The organism is Acidisarcina polymorpha (genome assembly GCF_003330725.1).
GTDB lineage: Bacteria > Acidobacteriota > Terriglobia > Terriglobales > Acidobacteriaceae > Acidisarcina > Acidisarcina polymorpha.
This window is the reverse complement of the sequence record NZ_CP030840.1, coordinates 4,580,610-4,596,952: the sequence shown is the minus strand read 5'-3', so window position 1 is coordinate 4,596,952 and position 16,343 is coordinate 4,580,610. Positions and strand designations below refer to the sequence as shown.

Here is a 16,343-nt window from a genome sequence, read left to right as displayed (position 1 = left end):
GTTCGGAGGGCGGAGGGGCACCAAGTTCCTGTATATTCAGGAAGAATGGCTTCGAATGTTCATCTGCCCGCTAAGGGCGCCGCTCATCGGGGCACCGACCCGGTTTCCCATTCTTCCTCCTACGCCTACTTCGCGCTGATTTTGGGGTGGTTGATCCCTGGCGCCGGTCATGTGCTGGTGAAGCGTCCTTTTCGGGGCCTTTTTCTATTCCTTTCAATCACCTGCATGTTCGTGCTCGGCGTGGCGATGCAGGGCAAGCTGTATTCCCCCAATGCGGGAGAAATCCTTAACATTCTTGGCTTTGTTGGAGATCTGGGCGCGGGCCTCTTGTACATCGTCGCTCGTGCTCTCGACTATGGGCACGGCGCAGTGCAGATTGCAACAGCCGACTACGGCACGAAATTCGCTGTGGTGGCTGGCTTGTTGAACTTTATTGCCGCCATTGATGCTCACAACATTGGAATTGGTAGAAAGTCATGACCTTTGCTCCCTCGCATTTCGCGGCGGTGTTGCTGTTCGCCGCCCTTGCCTCGGTTGTTTTTGGAATCACCCAGCGCTCAACCACGCAGGCGATGGTCAAATATGGGCTTTACTGCTTTGCAATGTTTGTTGTGGCCGTGGTCGGCGCTGGGTGGCTCATGTGGCTGATCCGGCGCTGAGTTGACACAGAAAGCGCCGAGCGGGTGCCGCGATACCTCGATGGCCTCGTTTGCAGCCCTCTCCCTCTCAATTTGGATACGCCCACAACGACGCAAACGAAATAGCTGAGAGCTTGCAGGTGCAATTGCACTAAGCTATTGACGAGCCATGAGCCTTGAAACTCAGATTCGGCAAAAAGTGGCAGTTGTTTGTTGCTGCGAAGACGCGATCACTGCCCGAGTCACGCGCATTCTCAATGATTGGCGAATCTTGCGCATTGGCTCAGACAAAGCATTAAAAACCCTCCTGACAACAGAGACTCTGGACCTCATCTTGACCGGCGAGGAGACCTCAAGTCAGGAGGCCGTGGAGCTTCTGAGGAGTGTCCTGGACGTTCAGCCGGAGACGAAAGTGATACTCCGGCCACTTGAGGGCAGTCCCGAAGATGTCATTGCTGCCATGCGGGCTGGCGCCTTTAGCTATTTTTCCAAGACGTATTTTGAAGCAGCCTTTGACGAGATGCTACGCCACGCTGCCTCAGACGCTCCTTGGCGGGATGGTATCCGAGTCGACTCGGCAACCCCGGCCTGGCTCAGACTGATTGCTCGTTGCGAACTCATGACTGCCGATCGTGTCATTCAATTCATGAGTGAAATTTCACATTTGGAGGCGAAAGACCGCGAGTCCATGGGATTTGCGCTCAAGGAAATCCTAATGAATGCCATGGAATATGGCGGCAAATTTAACTGGGACAGACTCGTCGAAGTCTCATACGTTTGCGGCAAGCGCATGGCGTTGTACCGGGTACGCGATCCCGGGGAGGGCTTTTCGTTGAGCGAGCTGTCTCATGCAGCCATCTCCAACCCCCCCGAAGAGCCCGTGCGACACCTTGATGTCAGGGACGCACTGGGCATTCGTCCGGGAGGATTCGGAGTTATGCTCTCGAAAAAACTGGTTGATGATCTTATCTACAACGAACAGGGAAACGACGTTTTGCTCATCAAGTATTTCGACGAGCATCCCACTCCCAGTTCGAAACCCGAGTAAGCGAAACAGTTCACTGCCCTACCGTCTAATCGGTTTGGCTTGCTTCAGCTACGGCTGCTTCCAGTTCTTTCCACTCACCCTCATCCAAATGAACACCGGCAGCAGCCGTATTCTCGTCGAGATGTTTCACAGTAGAGGTTCCCGGTATCGGCAAAATCACCGGTGAATGGTGCAAAAGCCACGCAAGCGCCAACTGTGAGATCGTCGCCCCATGCTTGGTGGCGGCTTTTTCGAGAGGACCCCCAGGACGGACCAACTTCCCTGCGGCGATTGGAAACCATGGAATAAATCCCAGCTTGTGTTCGGTGCAATAGTTCACGGTGTCATCGTGCTTGCGATCGCCGATGTTGAATTGATTCTGAACGCTGACGATTTCGACCGTCTTGCGCGCTCTGTCAATCTCATTCGGCTTCACTTCAGAGAGCCCCACATGCCGGATCTTCCCCTGCTGCTGAAGTTGCCTAATCGCACCTAATGACTCCTCCACGGGGACCTTGGGATCTATGCGGTGTAGTTGCCAAAGGTCAATGCGCTCCACCTTCAAACGTCGCAGCGACATCTCCACACACTGGATCAGATATTCAGGTCGACCTACTGGCGCCCACTGGTTCGCTCCCTGGCGTGTAAGTCCACCCTTGGTCGCAATGACCAGTTCCTTGGGATAAGGGTAAAGCGCCTCGGCAATCAGTTGCTCACTGACTTCGGGCCCGTAGGCATCGGCTGTATCAATGAAGTTGATGCCAAGCTCGACGGTGCGCCGCAGAACACGAATCGCTTCATGGTGGTCTTTGGGCTCTCCCCAGATCCCGTCTCCGGTGATGCGCATAGCCCCGAAACCCAGGCGTTTAATGCTTAGATCGCCGCCCAAAGCAAAAGCTCCGCTCTGTCCTGCAACCTTCTGCCCTATTTTGTTCGTTTGAGTCGCCATGGTACTTAAGATGCCGAGGCATATGCCTCAGTTCCTCAAAGATGGGAAATATACGGGTTCGAGGCGGCCCACAAAGGCCAGCTAGAGGCAGGAAACGCTAAGGTATTAGGCCCTTACCGAGACGCCAGTGAAGGAGAGGACAGCCAGGCCGCGAACTGGCTGTCCAAACGAGCGCGCTGGCTCGAAGACGCTGAAAAGCAGAACGTTCTCGAGTTCAGAACGGGTCGCGGGATCGCTCGGGCCGGAGACGATGCGATAGTCATATACCCGGCCGGCTCCATCAATATAGACCTCAACGATGACAGGATTATCGCGTCCACCGATCGGAACCGTCTCAGTTTCCACCGCGGAATAGAGAAATCGAGGGCTGGATGCCCTGCCCAACGGTTCATCGCGGGCCGCAAGCGGCTCGGGCGTCGCAAACATGCCAATGAGGAGAGCCACCGTACCGACCAACAAGATCGTGCTCGCGAAGCCAGCCGACGCCTGTAAGAGAAACGGAGCGAGGGTGTTCTTCCACTTGATCCTGAGACCAGAGATGAAGTGGCTCGGAGTTTTGGCGCGTTCGTTCGAAATAGCCACCCTCAGCCGCAACGAAAGATCGGCGGGCGCCTTCAATGTCCCGAGCGATGCCAGCGCCGACTGAGTGGCACACAATCCATTGAACTCTCTGGCGCAGGCCTCGCACTTGCGTAGATGGGCATCAATTCTTTGCATCGCTACGCCGGTGACCGCGCCGTCGAGATAGCTTGAAAACTGAGCTCGTATTCTCCCGCACGTGCCTGGGATCAGCCTCATAGCGCCTCCTCAGTCTGCAAGTTGTCGAAGGAGTTCATCCTGCCGGATCCAGTACCTAACGGCGTTGCCGTTGCCTTGGCAAATGGCGCTAGTAAGGTTTTCAGTTGGGCGCGCCCTCGCATCAGCCGGGACTTCACTGTACCCAAGTTGATGCCTAGAATGTCGGCAATCTCTTCGTAGGCGAAACCTTCGATGTCGCGGAGAACGACTACGGTCCGAAACGGCTCGGGCAACCGGCGAAGCTGCTCCTCAACCCGGTCACGAACCTGCTGCGCCGCCGCAAAATCGAAGGGCGACTGATGCCCGTCGATCAGGGTGTCTTTGATGCTGATTGGTTGGCCATCGCTCGTGTCGCCCGACTCCGCTTCGATCGTAACTTCCTGTCGCTTATGCCGGCTCCACCAACGACGTTGATTAAGCGCCTCGTGGAGAGCGATTCGGTAAATCCAGGTGCGGAGGCTGGAGTTGCCACGGAAACTTCCAATTCCCCGGTAAATCTTAATAAAGATATCCTGTGTCAGATCGGCAGCATCCGCAGGATCGGGAACGGTGCGAGCGACGAGGCTGTATAGCGGCTGGTGGTAGGTGGCAATCAGCCAGGCAAAAGCCTCCTCCGAGCCGGCCTTCAACTCGGCGATGATCGCGGATTCCTCTGGTCTGATGACGGCGATGCCTGCTACGTTTCCCACAACGATTTCCGCTTGCACGAAGAAGCACCTCCTACAGTAACAGGACTGCAATCAGGCTGTCGCCATCCGACCGCCAACAGATCGATTGCCGAAGATATTCGCCGCCGGCGGCCGAGTGTCTCGCTCACTCTGCTCTTTTAGACACCGGGAGCACTCAATTCGGTCCCTCAGACGTTTTGCCTTCTATTGCGGAGCGGGAGCTGCATTCGGCGGTGGCTCACTCGCGAGCTTTTTCTTCTTCTTCGCAGACGGGGCGCTCTTCGCGGATGCAGTTGGGCCATCGTCCACCACTGTCTTGGTAGGGGCTGCTGGCTTTGCCACCGCCGCAGCGGCTGCAGCCTCAGCAGCACTTCTCAGGTTGGCAAGCTCCTGCTCATGCGTTACAGCCAGCTGAGAAATTGCGTCGCCAAGGTCCCTCCGGGCGCCCTCCAGGCTGGACAGGGCGCCCTGTAGATTACTGCCGTCTGTCTGGGACCCGGCCAACGTCGCTGTCTCCGAGACCCGAAGCAGAACGTCGTAAAGGGCATCGATGTTGCGATAAACCGCAAAGTAGGATGCCATCGAAGTGGGTGGCTTGTTCGCCTGATCCAGAAGCGGGGGCAGTGTGGAGCTAAGGTCGCGTTGTATGGAATCAACGTCTCGCTGCATCACGCTCCTCACTTCACCAGGGGCCTTCCAGCGACCCACATTGAGGGAGGCAATAACTTCGCTGATCTGGTTCAGCGTTGGCCTCAGGGCCTCAGTCGCTGACGGCATAGGTGCAGGATGTGCACTCTGAGCAACCGCGAAGGCACTCCAACAAAAGAAAAGCACACCGACAAGGCGAGCTAGATGGCTCGAGACCGCAAGGTCTCCAAAATCCGGGATTTCTCTCCAGGCGGATCGAGAGAGAAATCGTGCAGCTTTGTCGCGAAGGAGAATCGAAATAGCCATCCTTAAATCTTACGTTTTTTCGTCCACCCTTGGAGCCTAAGCCGCAATAGGACTGTGGAAGCCGCTGATTGGTATCTGCCGGCCCCTCCATCATTGACGAACCGCCCAGACTCAACGAGAATGAAGAAGTTGAGCAATGTGGGCCTGTGGCGCAGCTGGGAGCGCGCTTCCATGGCATGGAAGAGGTCATCGGTTCGATCCCGATCAGGTCCACCAATCCTTTCAACAACATAGCGGACACTTCCAAAACAGTTTGGTAGCAACTTGGTAGCAAATTTCTATTTGCCTCGTTGCTCAAACGTGCCAGTAATCGTTCGCCTCCCTCCTGAAGCCCCTCGCTTCGAGTTCACCGCCAACAATTTTCGCCCGCTAATTCACCAGCGCGGATGCTGTCGTTGCTGTCTGTGGGCCGACCTTGCCGGCCAGCTTCTTCATCGTGCCGTCGAGCTCGTCGTGGATGGAGTCGACAGTTGCGCGTACTCCTCCGCAATCTCCTGCATATAGATGTCGGTCGTGGTTGCGACACGGGTGTGCCGCATGACTCCCTGAACATCCTTAACCGTGCCCTTCCTCTGGGCCAGCGTCGCGATGGTGCGGCGGATCACCTGGAAATTGAGCTTCGGTAAGGCGAGGTCCTCCGCCAGCTTGTGCAGAACCCGCTTCCGATAGTTGCTCGGATCCATGAACGATCCGAACCGGCAAGGAAGATGAACGCCTCCGGATCAGACGGCGGCAATCCATACCTGTCCTTGTTCTTGCCTCGACACGGCTTCCTCTTGTCGTACCCCTCCTGACAGACCTGCCTCACGTCTCTACACCGCCTACGGAGATAAGAAGCAACTATTTTTTTCAATCCGTCCGAATATATATCTCAGGGATGTGACTTCAGAAACAATCATCGACGAGGCATCCACTGCGCGCGAGGCAGCCCTCTGCAGGCTGAGAGGAAAATCTGGCAAGGCTCTTTGAACCAATCACTCTTCTTAGCGTCACAGTTTCCAACCGCACCATGATTTCGCCGATGTGCATGCACTTGGCAAAGGATGGCTTAGCGAACGACTTTCACCTCGTACACCGTGGCAGGTTTGCTCTGGGAGGCTGGGGCCCTCGTCATGGTGGAGGCCACGGCGGTCGAACCGCGAGGCCGCATCACGCACGGGGGCCGCTCGCACGGGAATGCTGGGCAAGTAACGGCGACGAATCTGTCGCCACTCACCTTCAACATGGATGGCAGCAGCGCGTGATCCCGCGATAACCATAGCGGATCCCTAATAACCATAGCGGATCCTAAAGGAAGCCTCAGGCGCCAGACGCTAATTTTGCACATAAATTCTTAAGGAGCCAGGGCAATTCTGCAAATAGCAGAGTGTCATCAGCGGTGGCTCGCGCCTAAAAGACCCTGTCGCGGCGGCCGAAGCCGGTCCCCAACTTACGGCCCGCGAGGATATAGAGCGCTTTGGGCTGATGACAGGGTCATGATTGCTGCAGTACCCCGCAAAGCTGAACACTTCTATCGGGTCACATTGCAAGTAGACGGGCGTCTCTTCTTGAAGTAGCCGTCGCTTCCGTCGGGAACAACATCGACCTTTCTAGAGGCAAGCCCGTCGTATGTTCGGCATCCTCGAGTCAGCCCTTCTTCCGATCCGTGTGTTTCGGACCCGGATTAGGCGGATTTTCGAGAGGTTTGGGCATTTACCTCTTAAGGCACCGCCATTACCTTCTAGAAAGCATGAAGTGGAGCAGTCTCCGCTACGAGGAGAAATTTCGGCTTTGCGAAGGAGCTATACCATCCGGAAGCGCCACTAATGTCTTTCCTCGCCGAGCCAAGCTTTGCGCATCGGTAAATTGATACGTGCTGCCGCACTTGGCGTCTTAGGTTCTGGATGACGTCCCGATCAACCCACCACCAGTTTCTTGAGGAGATCAGATCAGTTCGTCAACATTTACGACCGTAAATCCTGCAACGGGTGAACCGATTTTTTCACTCCAAAGAAATCGAAGCCACTCTCGTGGGCGCGGATAGAGCTTTTCAGTCATTTAGGAAAGTATCAGTGCATCAACGCGCAAAGCTCCTTACAAGCCTCGCGGTTGTTCTGAGGAGAGAAAAGGCTGCGCTCGCAACGGTCGTTACACGAGAGATGGGCAAACTTACAGCCGAGGCCGAAGCGGAGATCGAAAAGTGCGTTACTGAAGCTGACTGGCATGCCGAGCATGGGCCGCAGATGTCTGCCGACGCACCCGCCGCGACAGACAAAGTGGAAGGCAAGCGGAGGGCACCATGACAACCGATTCCTTAGCTGCTTGGATAATCCAGAAGGCGTCGCTCACGGCCGCTAGGGCAAAGGCGGTCGGACGGCAGGGAATGATGACCAGATCGACAGACTTTGCAATACGGGCAGCATCAGGTGCGGTGTGAGACGCGGTGTCAACGAGTTCAGGCCTGGCACCCCGAGGAGGAACGGCTTATGAAGATGTTGACGATGAAGACGAACTCGCTGGAAATGGCTGTTGAAGAAACCGGGCCAGAGGATGGTGAGCCGATTCTTCTGCTTCACGGTTTTCCGTATGACCCGCGTTGCTTCGATGGAGTAATCGACAAAATCCGCGACGGAACCCGCCGAATCCTTGTACCGTATCTGCGCGGATTTGGACCGACGCGGTATCGCTCAGAGCATAGTTTTCGATCAGGTCAGCAAGCGGCCCTGGGAAACGACGTCCTCGAACTCCTCAACGAGGCGGGGATCGTGCGCGCCACGCTGATGGGCTACGATTGGGGCGGCAGGGCGGCGACTGTCGTAGCGGCGCTCTGGCCGGAACGGGTGCGAGGGCTGGTCTGCGCCGGTGGCTATGCTATTCAAGACATCAAGAAGTCGTCGAAGACGCCTGGCGACGTGGAGTTGGAGTATCAGCAGTGGTACCAGTGGTACTTCAATATGGACCGTGGGCGCGTGGGACTGGAGATGAACCGTAAGGCGCTCAGCGAGAAGCTGTGGCGGCTGTGGTCGCCAAACTGGTTCGACGCGGGGCTCTTTGAGCGGGAGGCCTTGTCCTTCGAAAACCCGGACTTTGTAGCCACGGCTATCCATTCCTATCGCCATCGATATGGGAACGCCGCGGGAGATCCTGCGCTAGAGCCACTTGAAGCAAGACTCGCGGAGCAGCCAAAGATTACAGTGCCAACGATCGGGTTCCAAGGCGAGGACGATCGCGTAAGTCCGCCGGCGGGGTCGGAGGGCAAAGAAGGCATGTTCACGGCCTACTATGAGCGACGGCTACTCTCAGGGGTTGGGCACTGTGCGCCGCAGGAGGCGCCCGGCAAAGTGGCGCAAATGATCGAGGATGCCTTGCGACTGACCGTGTGACTCGGAGGAGGCATCTGACTGGCTCAAGCTGAAGGAATGAACTTGTCTACCATGTGCCTGGACGAGGCAATGCTCCACAGTAAGAACATGGTGAGAATGGTGAATTTGCGCCACACTATTCCGCGGTCGTGACCGGACCTGTAACCGTGAAGCTAACTCGTGTCCTCTCAATCTCCACCGACACCACCGTCTTCCCCTGGGTGAAGCGCACGCCCATAGACGGGGTACGCGCAACGATTGCCGTAGCGATTGTGCTCAATCATCGGTCAGCGCTCAGGTCATCCCCGGTGCAGGAGCCATCGCCGCAGGCGCCGCCTTCACCGTCGGCTTCGCCATCTTACACGAACCCTTGCTTCGACTCTCCTCAGCATGGGTACGCTCACCTTCGGCATCGCCTTGGCTACGTTGGCCGGCAGTATCGGCGCAGAATCGACTGGTCTCGTTGTCCTCCTTCTCGTCTTTGCCGCCATCAACTATGCCCTGCTCTTCGATGTCAGCCCGCCCGCAGGTTGGATCGGCCAGCAATGCGCTGTCTTCGTCATCGTCGCGAGCTTCTTTCCTGACGGCCTCCATTACGCCGTCGGCCGCACCTCCATGGTGCTGGTCGGTGGAATTCTCTAGATGCTCGTCTTCACTGCCCTTCACTTTACCCACCGGCGCGAATTTGGACCCGCAGCCTACCTCCGCGCCGATGTAAGGAAGTGCAGGATGCAGGGCCTCAGAAAGTGTAGGATCCTGCGCGGCGATCGCGCGGACCCTGACCCAGCGACACATGTTTGCGCAGCCGTATACCTCAACTCTTAGCCCGCTTCCGCCAGAAGCTTCACTCCTCGCACGAGGCAACGTCCTACGCCTTGCGCCTCATTATGACGCTCGTTCTCTCCACCGTCATCTGTCGTCACTTTCACGTCCGTAACGGCTACTGGTCGCCTAAGACGGGGCTCCTCGTTCTCAAGCCGCAATGGTCCAACACGCTCAGCCGGCGTTATAGCCCGCTTTATCGGAACCCTCCTCGGCGCGGGGATCGGTATTGTAATCGCACTGTACGTTCCACTCACCATACCGGTCGACCTTCTGCTAGTCATAGTCTTTGCGTGGTCCTCATTTCTCTGCAAGCTGTCAACTACGCAGCCTTCTCGCTCTGTGTCACCATCTACATCGTCTGTCTCTTCCGTTTTGGTGGCTTCTCCCAAACCGATGCAGCTCACATCCGCCTGTTCAACACTGCCTTGGGCGGCTCTGTCGCCCTATTGGTCGATGGCACAGGCAAACTCATTGCTCGTCCCAGAACAGTCAGACACTCCCTCTCAATCAACGGCTCATCGAAAGACTAAACGGCCCCGGAACCAATTCGGTGCCAGAGTCAATGAGGTTAGGTAGCGTTCTTTATGTTCGCCTCCTGTACCAAGCCTCCGAAACTGCCTGCGACCGCTCGCAGCCACACCTAGCAATATCAGAACGATGATCGCAACGGCCATCCATTTAGCGCGTGTTCTGAAAAGTCACTCAACCAATGCGTTTGATCACTGGGGAAGATGGGACCTTGGATTACAAGCCTTAGGATCTGCGTTCAAGAAGCGGAAGTTGACCGCGTGCCGAAAAGGCAGATCTTTGAGAGCTTTCGGCATTCCCTCACTGAAGGTATCCCAGTATGTTTAGACAGCATGAGGTTGAAAGGTTCTGCCTTTCAGATCTTGTCATATTTTCACCTCAACTCTGCGCCACAGGAGACTTACATGCCATTTGCACGTATTGATCTAGCTAAGGGGAAACCCACCGCGTACCGTGCCACTCTGGCCGACGTCGTATACCAGGGTATCGTCGGAGTCTTGAAGGCTCCGGATGGAGACCGCTTCGTCGTAGTCGGCGAGCATGAACCGGAGAATCTCATCTATGACCCTAGCTTCCTTGGAATGAAGCGGTCACCCGACTTTATCTTGATCCAAGTCACCAGCACTGTTGGCAACGATAAGGAATCAAAGCTCGCCTTCTACAGGTTCATCGTCGACGAGCTCAAGAATAAGCTGTCCGTGCGCCCTGATGACGTCATGATCAACTTGGTCTTCGTGGAACGCGCAGACTGGTCGTTCGGCAACGGCGATCCCTGGAACTAACCGGGTCGCTACTTATGGTACGGCTTCCCGTTGTTCAGCGGCTCTTGCCATAACGAAGTTCGCTACTACTGTCTGCTCCCCTGGGGAAACAGAAAGGAAGAAATGACCTCTGAACTCCTATATTCCGACGCCACTAGATTGGCTGAACTCATTCGCACACGTGAGGTTTCGCCCGTGGAGGTTGTGCAGGCCCATCTCGATCGCATCGAGGCGGTGAACCCGAAACTTAACGCCGTCGTTACGCTTGCGGCAGGCGCACTCGCCGAAGCTAAGGCAGCGGAAGCCGCAGTGCTGCGAGGTGATGAAGTGGGCCCTTTGCACGGGGTTCCGTTCACTGCAAAGGATTCAATCGATACCGCCGGGGTTCTGACTCAGCGTGGCTCACCGATTTTTAAGGGCCGCCTTCCGGACGTGGATGCCGTAAGCGTAGCTCGCATTAAGGGAGCTGGTGCAGTCCTGCTGGCGAAGACCAATCTTCCGGAGTTTTCTTACCTTACAGAGACGGATAACCTGCTTACGGGAAGGACAAATAATCCCTGGAACCTCGATCGCACGCCGGGTGGTTCGAGCGGTGGTGAGTCGGCTGCTATCGCGTCCGGGATGTCACCGCTCGGCCTCGCAACCGACTTGGCCATCTCGATACGCGGTCCAGCTGCGAACACCGGGGTCATCGGCTTCAAAGCGACTCATGGTCGCGTTCCGATGACGGGGATCTGGGGTCGGGTACCGCGTCGAAATTGGCACGTTGGGCCGATGGCACACAGCGTTCGTGATATCGCATTAGCCTATTCGCTTCTTGTAGGTCCAGACGGTGCCGATGGTTTTTCTGTGACATCCCTTGGGTTCGATACTGGTATTGGATCAAAGCCCGGGCGTCCACTTCGTGTAGGCTGGCTGGTCGAACCGGGATTCGGGCCAATAGATTCTGAAGTCGCTGCGACAGTAGAGAAGGCAGCTGATGCACTTCAGGGAGTTGGCTGCGTTGTGGAACCGGTGCGCATCCCGGAACTGGAACGGGACAATGCGCTCGATGTATTCAATCGCTTGCACGTGATGGAGATGAAGCCGTCCTTTGCGGAGGTCACCGCCGGTCACGAGAACGAAATGTTCAAAATCTCTAAAGGCATGCTCGCGACCCCTGATACCAGCATGGTGGATTTCGTGCACGCCGAACAAGCATCCGAGCGGTTGAGGGATGGGTTTGCCGGTTACTTCGAACGTTACGACGCCTTACTTTGCCCGGTCCTGCCTGTGCCGGCACATGCACATGGGCTGTCGGAATACATGGTGAACGGTAAGCCCGTCCCGGAAGTACAGATCCAAGGTGCTACCGTGCCGTTTAACGTGACCGGACTGCCGGGACTGTCCATGCGGTTCGGTACGAGTCACGACGGCCTACCAATTGGAGTGCAGCTTGTATCCAAGTGGTACGCCGAGTCGACGATCCTATATCTCGCTTCTCTGCTCGAGACGATCAGTCCTGTCCGGGATCTTCACCCAAGCCTCTAGCCAGGGCGCATAGTCGCGTCGCTTCAATGCTTTGAACTGAACCGACGTGGCTATGCTGAAAGGAACCCGATGTGCTCTGAGCTTATTTATTGTGACGCAACCAAGTTAGCTGAAATCATCCGGACGAAGGAGGTCTCTCCAGTAGAGGTCGTCCAAGCACATCTGGATCGCATGCAGGCACTCAATCCGAAACTCAATGCGATCGTCACTCTGGCAGACAATTCCCTTGAGATGGCAAAGGCGGCCGAGGCAGTGGTTCTTTCCGGGGAAGAACTCGGACCCCTCCATGGGGTTCCCTTTACGGTAAAGGATTCGATAGACACTGCAGGGGTCCTGACCCAGCGTGGCTCACCAATTTTTAAGGGCCGGATCCCGGAGACCGATGCTTTATCCGTCGCGCGTTTGAAAAGCGCCGGTGCGATCCTGCTTGCGAAAACCAATCTTCCCGAGTTCTCGTACGCGACCGAAACAGACAATCTTCTCACTGGTCGAACGAACAACCCCTGGAATCTCAATCACACTCCCGGCGGTTCCAGCGGGGGAGAGTCGGCGTCCATCGCAGCAGGCCTGTCACCGCTGGGTCTTGGTAGTGACGTCGCCATCTCACTGCGTGGCCCGGCGGCGCACACCGGTATCGTCGCTCTGAAAGCAACACACGGTCGCATTCCGATGACGGGTCTGTGGCCGCGGGTGCCGCGTCGCTTTTGGCATGTGGGTCCAATGGCACGCAGTGTTCGCGATCTTGCGTTAGCTTATTCACTCTTAGCCGGGCCGGACGGCGCCGATGGGTTTTCTACAGCGCCCCTCGGTCTGGACTCTGGGCTGGATGCATGGTCTAATCAGCCTCTTCGGGTCGGCTGGCTCGTCGAGCTGGGTTTTGGAACGATTGACCACGAGGTCGCCGCCACGGTGAAGGCAGCCGCGGCGGCGCTGAGTTCGGCTGGGTGCATCGTAGATCCGGTACAGCTGCCTGCACTTGAACTGATCAGTTCCATCGATGTCTTCTTCAAGCTACAAAAGATGGAAGCGAAGCCCGCGTTCAGGGAAGCGACGAAAAACCAGGAGGGCAAAGTATTCAAATATGTTCAGGGGGTCCTTGCAAATCCCGATACATCCATGAAGGACTATGTCCAGGCGGAGCAGCAAGCAGAGCGGCTGAGAGATCAGTTCGTCAAGTATTTTCAACGTTACGATGCATTGCTCTGTCCTGTGACACCCATTCCAGCGCCTGTGCATGGCCTCTCGGAGTTTGTCATCAATGGCGAAACCGTTCCCGCCACTAACATGCTCGGAGCAACCGTACCGTTCAACATCACCGGGCTACCCGCACTGTCGATTAGGTTCGGGACGAGCGGGGAGGGATTGCCACTCGGAGTGCAATTAGTGTCGGGCTGGTTTGCCGAGTCGGTCGTGCTGCACCTTGCCTCTCTGCTCGAGATGGCGAGCCCTGTTCGAAACCTGCACCCTCCCGTCGGGACTGACGTTTCTTCACGTCTACATCTCGACGGGCACTCTTCTCAATAACCCCTATCCCTTAGGAAGGTCGGCGATGGCCACAGGCGATGGCCACATTTGTCCAGATCATTCTCGCAGGTGTCGCTCCCGAACAAATTGTTTTCAAGTTCCGTAATCGTCTGTTTCGCAAACCGAACCTGCTGAAAGAAGAGCGGTGTCCGCCCGTGCTTTCTTTCCGTTTCCTGTTAACCGCGAGTACCGCAGCTCTGATCGTCGTCGCCGCTGCCCTAATTGCGCCTTCTGCTGCTCTTGGCCAAACGCCCGCCCGTGTTCGCGGCGTCATTACTGCGATGGATGACCATAGCATTACCCTCAAGGATCAGGGCGGCCGCAGTCTCACGCTAAAGACGGGAGCGTACACGACGTATGCCGAACTACTTCCATCGAGCCCGGATGAAATCAAAATTGACGATTTCGTCGGTGCAGCCGTCAAAGGAACTCCGAAGTCGATGATTGCGGTTGAAGTCGCGCTCGTTCCCAAAGACATGCGCGCCGGACGAGCTGCCTACTACGGATGGGACGCCTTGCCCGACCCTACCGCCACGCACTCCTCTGTCAAGACTCCGACCGAGATGACAAACGGTGGGGTCACAAACATCTCAGAGACAGTAGCGAACAAACTCGTCGACACGAAGGCGACCAGGGGCGCCGTCTCAGCCAAGGGCGGTAAAGCTGGCCGCACGCTCATAGTCGCTTACGATGGCGGCAGCAAAACTCTTCAAATCACGGTACCTGCTAACGCGCCGATCGTGCGCTACGTGCTGGCGGACCGATCCGCACTGAGCATCGCTGCGGCTGTGATGATTAAGACGAACCCGAGCGGCGAAGCCGGACTTGTCAGCATTGGCAAAGAAGTTATTCCCCCGATGTAAGGATCGGGGCCAAAACTTCTAGCAGTGGAAATCCAGCTAGTAGCGTTCGAGGCTGAGTACCAGCTCCTGCAGATATCCATAATTTGAGATGAGCGTTGCGGTACTGTTCATTGGTCTATCCTGCCTGCTCCGGCTGCAGGATGGATCCAATTTTCACGTATTCGCTTGGGCGCAGAGTAGTTCTCCGAACTATGGGAATTGGTCGATCCAGCCAACGTAATGACCGACCAGCCATTGGCGTTAAGTCGAGGGGCCAATTTCGGTAATTCTCTTCCCGAGCATGACACTAAACTTTCCGTACATGATGTCGACCCTATACAGGTGTGCAGGGTAGGCCAGCATCTCTTCCAACTCCGCTCCACGTAGGAAGTTACTGCCACCGGGACCGACGTCATGCGCATGTCGCGCTTCTGCGTCGTGCATGGCCTCGAAGATTCCAAAGGTCGTGTCGGAGTAGCGGAGGCCGAACCATGGACCTGTACCTGGTTCCTTCTCCACTCCAGCGTGGATGTCTTGAAGGAACTTCTCCACCTTGTCGCCATAACCGGGCTTGGCTTCAAGATTGATGTAATAGCCCTTCATCCCAGGTGTGTTATCTCGACCACTCCGCACCCAACCTTGATGTACTTCCAGTTCCGTATCGTTCGGAGGGTTGGGTCCAGGCGATGTTCCAGTTTTGGGCTTCGCAGCGGTTTGTGCCATAGAAATCTCCTTGAAGGTAATGCTTAGCTTTCAGGTGGAATGACAATGATTCTCATTTGGTTTAGAGAGGCGGAGCCGCAAAACTCCTCATCCTCTCCTTCCGTGTCATACGATGCATAAGTTGCAGATGATCCTTGCGCCATCGCGTAAATCGCCAGATTTGGACAATATTTCGCTGCTTTTCGCAAGTCCAGCATGCACTGCACGAATCAGAGTGTTTAGGTGCGACACAGGGTAAGACTGATATGAACTTCAATGACAAAGTGGCCGTCGTTACCGGTGGAAGCACTGGTATCGGTTTCGCTGTCGCCCAGCACCTAATAGCCGATAGTGCCTTCGTGTAGGGAAGACGACAGAATGAACTGGAGAAGGCGGCCTCCAAGTTGGGTCCGCAAGCGGCGATAGTACAAGCGGATGTGACAGTGGCTGCGGATCTCGACCGGTAGTATGCCCGCGTTCGAAAGAGGCAAACTAGACATTCTTGTAGTTAATTCTGGCTTAGCCGATTTTGCGAGTTCGAAGAAATTACCGAAGATCATTACGACAAGACCTTCGATCTGGATGCTCGATCAGCGTTATTCACGGTTCAAAAGGCAGTGAAGCTAATGGCACGTGGAGGCACAATCGTTCTGGTGGCGTCGGTGGCTGGTTCCATCGGAGAACTCCCGGCTACGGGGCATATAACGCCAGCAAAGCTGCGATGCGATCATTTGCGCAGACGTGGACCAACGAATTAGCTACACGTGGGTTGCGGGTGAATGTAGCGAGTCCTGGACCAACGGAGACCCCGATGATGGCGGAAGCTTCATAAGAAGTGAGAGACACGCTAAGAGCCCTTATCCCACTCGGGCGGCTAGGCCGGCTGGAGGAAGTTGCCAATGCGATATGTTTGCTGGCGTCGGATGAAAGCAGCTTTATCGCGGGTGCAGACCTTTGCGTGGACGGTGGCATGACACAGGCATAGCGGGCTGTATTTCGTCTCGGCTCGGATGGTTTGTCGGGAATGACTAATTGTCCGCCACCGCGGTTGAGGGTCTAAAAGGACGGGGGCGCTGTCTGTTCCCAGTAGCAACTTTTGGCCGTCATCAAATGCATCTAGCAAATCAACGCGCATGCTGCGCAACCTTCGTTCACTCGTTATGTCTCCGTGCCAGCAAAAGCTGGTCAGTAGGCTCTACCAACCCTGCACGGAGGATATGAACGGCAAGCGCGGTCCCGAGGGCGCCAGATACTCC

The 16,343-nt window shown here is 56.1% G+C and carries 19 protein-coding genes and 1 tRNA gene; 12 read left to right on the top strand and 8 right to left on the bottom strand.

The genetic code is table 11. The features are described 5' to 3' along the window. Positions 1 to 45 precede the first annotated feature (45 nt). From ACPOL_RS19470 to ACPOL_RS19460, 3 genes are all read left to right on the top strand, one after another. On the top strand, positions 46 to 480 hold the full coding sequence (locus ACPOL_RS19470; RefSeq protein WP_236656898.1) for a DUF6677 family protein: 435 nt from the start codon (positions 46 to 48) through the stop codon (positions 478 to 480). Then, on the top strand, positions 477 to 659 hold the full coding sequence (locus ACPOL_RS19465) for a hypothetical protein (protein WP_114208526.1): 183 nt from the start codon (positions 477 to 479) through the stop codon (positions 657 to 659). The genes ACPOL_RS19470 and ACPOL_RS19465 overlap by 4 nt, the downstream gene beginning before the upstream one ends. A gap of 148 nt (positions 660 to 807) precedes the next feature. Further along, a complete protein-coding gene (locus ACPOL_RS19460; protein WP_114208525.1) occupies positions 808 to 1,686 on the top strand; it encodes an ATP-binding protein in 879 nt (292 codons plus the stop codon). A 25-nt stretch (positions 1,687 to 1,711) separates the two neighbouring features. Here ACPOL_RS19460 and ACPOL_RS19455 read toward each other — a convergent pair whose 3' ends face one another. The 4 genes from ACPOL_RS19455 to ACPOL_RS19440 all read right to left on the bottom strand — a co-directional run bounded on the left by ACPOL_RS19455 (position 1,712) and on the right by ACPOL_RS19440 (position 4,857). Then, positions 1,712 to 2,614: an aldo/keto reductase gene (locus tag ACPOL_RS19455; RefSeq protein WP_114208524.1), complete on the bottom strand. Its 903-nt coding sequence runs from the start codon at positions 2,612 to 2,614 to the stop codon at positions 1,712 to 1,714. Positions 2,615 to 2,719: 105 nt separating this feature from the next. Continuing rightward, positions 2,720 to 3,412, bottom strand: coding sequence for a zf-HC2 domain-containing protein (locus tag ACPOL_RS19450; protein WP_236656897.1), 693 nt, complete (start codon positions 3,410 to 3,412; stop codon positions 2,720 to 2,722). After that, positions 3,409 to 4,119: an RNA polymerase sigma factor gene (locus ACPOL_RS19445; protein WP_114208523.1), complete on the bottom strand. Its 711-nt coding sequence runs from the start codon at positions 4,117 to 4,119 to the stop codon at positions 3,409 to 3,411. Before ACPOL_RS19445 ends, ACPOL_RS19450 begins: the two co-directional genes overlap by 4 nt. Positions 4,120 to 4,284: 165 nt before the next feature. Then, complete coding sequence (locus ACPOL_RS19440; protein ID WP_236656896.1) at positions 4,285 to 4,857, bottom strand: hypothetical protein; 573 nt, start codon at positions 4,855 to 4,857, stop codon at positions 4,285 to 4,287. A 317-nt stretch (positions 4,858 to 5,174) separates the two neighbouring features. On the opposite strand from ACPOL_RS19440, the gene ACPOL_RS19435 reads away from it, so the two are divergent. Next, positions 5,175 to 5,250: transfer RNA gene (locus tag ACPOL_RS19435), tRNA-Ala, on the top strand. Between the two features lie 215 nt (positions 5,251 to 5,465). Here the strand turns inward: ACPOL_RS19435 and ACPOL_RS19430 are convergent. Further along, a complete protein-coding gene (locus ACPOL_RS19430; protein ID WP_114208521.1) occupies positions 5,466 to 5,717 on the bottom strand; it encodes a hypothetical protein in 252 nt (83 codons plus the stop codon). 429 nt (positions 5,718 to 6,146) lie between these two features. Between ACPOL_RS19430 and ACPOL_RS35525 the strand changes: the two genes are divergently transcribed. The 3 genes from ACPOL_RS35525 (at position 6,147) to ACPOL_RS19420 (ending at position 8,396) form a co-directional block, all read left to right on the top strand. After that, positions 6,147 to 6,278 (top strand): hypothetical protein, encoded by a 132-nt coding sequence (locus ACPOL_RS35525; RefSeq protein ID WP_275066491.1) that lies wholly within the window; start codon positions 6,147 to 6,149, stop codon positions 6,276 to 6,278. A gap of 723 nt (positions 6,279 to 7,001) precedes the next feature. Next, a complete protein-coding gene (locus ACPOL_RS19425) occupies positions 7,002 to 7,316 on the top strand; it encodes an aldehyde dehydrogenase family protein (RefSeq protein ID WP_338026681.1) in 315 nt (104 codons plus the stop codon). 183 nt (positions 7,317 to 7,499) lie between these two features. Next, positions 7,500 to 8,396: an alpha/beta fold hydrolase gene (locus ACPOL_RS19420; protein ID WP_114208519.1), complete on the top strand. Its 897-nt coding sequence runs from the start codon at positions 7,500 to 7,502 to the stop codon at positions 8,394 to 8,396. Positions 8,397 to 8,511: 115 nt separating this feature from the next. Here ACPOL_RS19420 and ACPOL_RS34940 read toward each other — a convergent pair whose 3' ends face one another. Together ACPOL_RS34940 and ACPOL_RS19415 are read right to left on the bottom strand one after the other, a co-directional pair. Then, complete coding sequence (locus tag ACPOL_RS34940; RefSeq protein WP_236656895.1) at positions 8,512 to 8,655, bottom strand: hypothetical protein; 144 nt, start codon at positions 8,653 to 8,655, stop codon at positions 8,512 to 8,514. Between the two features lie 14 nt (positions 8,656 to 8,669). Further along, entirely contained in the window at positions 8,670 to 9,170 is a 501-nt protein-coding gene (locus ACPOL_RS19415; RefSeq protein WP_114208518.1) for a hypothetical protein, read from the bottom strand. A gap of 962 nt (positions 9,171 to 10,132) precedes the next feature. Between ACPOL_RS19415 and ACPOL_RS19405 the strand changes: the two genes are divergently transcribed. The 4 genes from ACPOL_RS19405 to ACPOL_RS19390 all read left to right on the top strand — a co-directional run bounded on the left by ACPOL_RS19405 (position 10,133) and on the right by ACPOL_RS19390 (position 14,406). After that, positions 10,133 to 10,510 carry a tautomerase family protein gene (locus ACPOL_RS19405; protein ID WP_114208516.1) on the top strand — a complete coding sequence of 126 codons (378 nt, stop codon included), beginning with the start codon at positions 10,133 to 10,135 and terminating at the stop codon, positions 10,508 to 10,510. Positions 10,511 to 10,612: 102 nt separating this feature from the next. After that, positions 10,613 to 12,019, top strand: coding sequence for an amidase (locus ACPOL_RS19400; protein WP_114208515.1), 1,407 nt, complete (start codon positions 10,613 to 10,615; stop codon positions 12,017 to 12,019). Positions 12,020 to 12,088: 69 nt separating this feature from the next. Continuing rightward, positions 12,089 to 13,543, top strand: coding sequence for an amidase (locus ACPOL_RS19395; protein WP_114208514.1), 1,455 nt, complete (start codon positions 12,089 to 12,091; stop codon positions 13,541 to 13,543). 38 nt (positions 13,544 to 13,581) lie between these two features. Then, a complete protein-coding gene (locus tag ACPOL_RS19390; RefSeq protein ID WP_114208513.1) occupies positions 13,582 to 14,406 on the top strand; it encodes a hypothetical protein in 825 nt (274 codons plus the stop codon). Positions 14,407 to 14,646: 240 nt separating this feature from the next. Here the strand turns inward: ACPOL_RS19390 and ACPOL_RS19385 are convergent, their stop codons facing one another. Beyond that, a complete protein-coding gene (locus ACPOL_RS19385; RefSeq protein ID WP_114208512.1) occupies positions 14,647 to 15,108 on the bottom strand; it encodes a putative quinol monooxygenase in 462 nt (153 codons plus the stop codon). 508 nt (positions 15,109 to 15,616) lie between these two features. Here ACPOL_RS19385 and ACPOL_RS36395 point away from each other — a divergent pair. Beyond that, positions 15,617 to 15,919, top strand: a complete 303-nt coding sequence (locus ACPOL_RS36395; RefSeq protein ID WP_201758902.1) for an SDR family oxidoreductase — start codon at positions 15,617 to 15,619, stop codon at positions 15,917 to 15,919. The last annotated feature ends 424 nt before the right edge of the window (positions 15,920 to 16,343 follow it).

Coding starts and splice junctions, on each gene's coding strand:
- ACPOL_RS19470 (WP_236656898.1), top strand. CDS start 46: ATGGCTTCGAATGTTCATCTGCCCGCTAAGGGCGCCGCTCATCGGGGC.
- ACPOL_RS19465 (WP_114208526.1), top strand. CDS start 477: ATGACCTTTGCTCCCTCGCATTTCGCGGCGGTGTTGCTGTTCGCCGCC.
- ACPOL_RS19460 (WP_114208525.1), top strand. CDS start 808: ATGAGCCTTGAAACTCAGATTCGGCAAAAAGTGGCAGTTGTTTGTTGC.
- ACPOL_RS19455 (WP_114208524.1), bottom strand. CDS start 2,614: ATGGCGACTCAAACGAACAAAATAGGGCAGAAGGTTGCAGGACAGAGC.
- ACPOL_RS19450 (WP_236656897.1), bottom strand. CDS start 3,412: ATGAGGCTGATCCCAGGCACGTGCGGGAGAATACGAGCTCAGTTTTCA.
- ACPOL_RS19440 (WP_236656896.1), bottom strand. CDS start 4,857: ATGCCGTCAGCGACTGAGGCCCTGAGGCCAACGCTGAACCAGATCAGC.
- ACPOL_RS19430 (WP_114208521.1), bottom strand. CDS start 5,717: ATGGATCCGAGCAACTATCGGAAGCGGGTTCTGCACAAGCTGGCGGAG.
- ACPOL_RS35525 (WP_275066491.1), top strand. CDS start 6,147: ATGGTGGAGGCCACGGCGGTCGAACCGCGAGGCCGCATCACGCACGGG.
- ACPOL_RS19420 (WP_114208519.1), top strand. CDS start 7,500: ATGAAGATGTTGACGATGAAGACGAACTCGCTGGAAATGGCTGTTGAA.
- ACPOL_RS19415 (WP_114208518.1), bottom strand. CDS start 9,170: ATGTGTCGCTGGGTCAGGGTCCGCGCGATCGCCGCGCAGGATCCTACA.
- ACPOL_RS19405 (WP_114208516.1), top strand. CDS start 10,133: ATGCCATTTGCACGTATTGATCTAGCTAAGGGGAAACCCACCGCGTAC.
- ACPOL_RS19400 (WP_114208515.1), top strand. CDS start 10,613: ATGACCTCTGAACTCCTATATTCCGACGCCACTAGATTGGCTGAACTC.
- ACPOL_RS19395 (WP_114208514.1), top strand. CDS start 12,089: ATGTGCTCTGAGCTTATTTATTGTGACGCAACCAAGTTAGCTGAAATC.
- ACPOL_RS19390 (WP_114208513.1), top strand. CDS start 13,582: ATGGCCACATTTGTCCAGATCATTCTCGCAGGTGTCGCTCCCGAACAA.
- ACPOL_RS19385 (WP_114208512.1), bottom strand. CDS start 15,108: ATGGCACAAACCGCTGCGAAGCCCAAAACTGGAACATCGCCTGGACCC.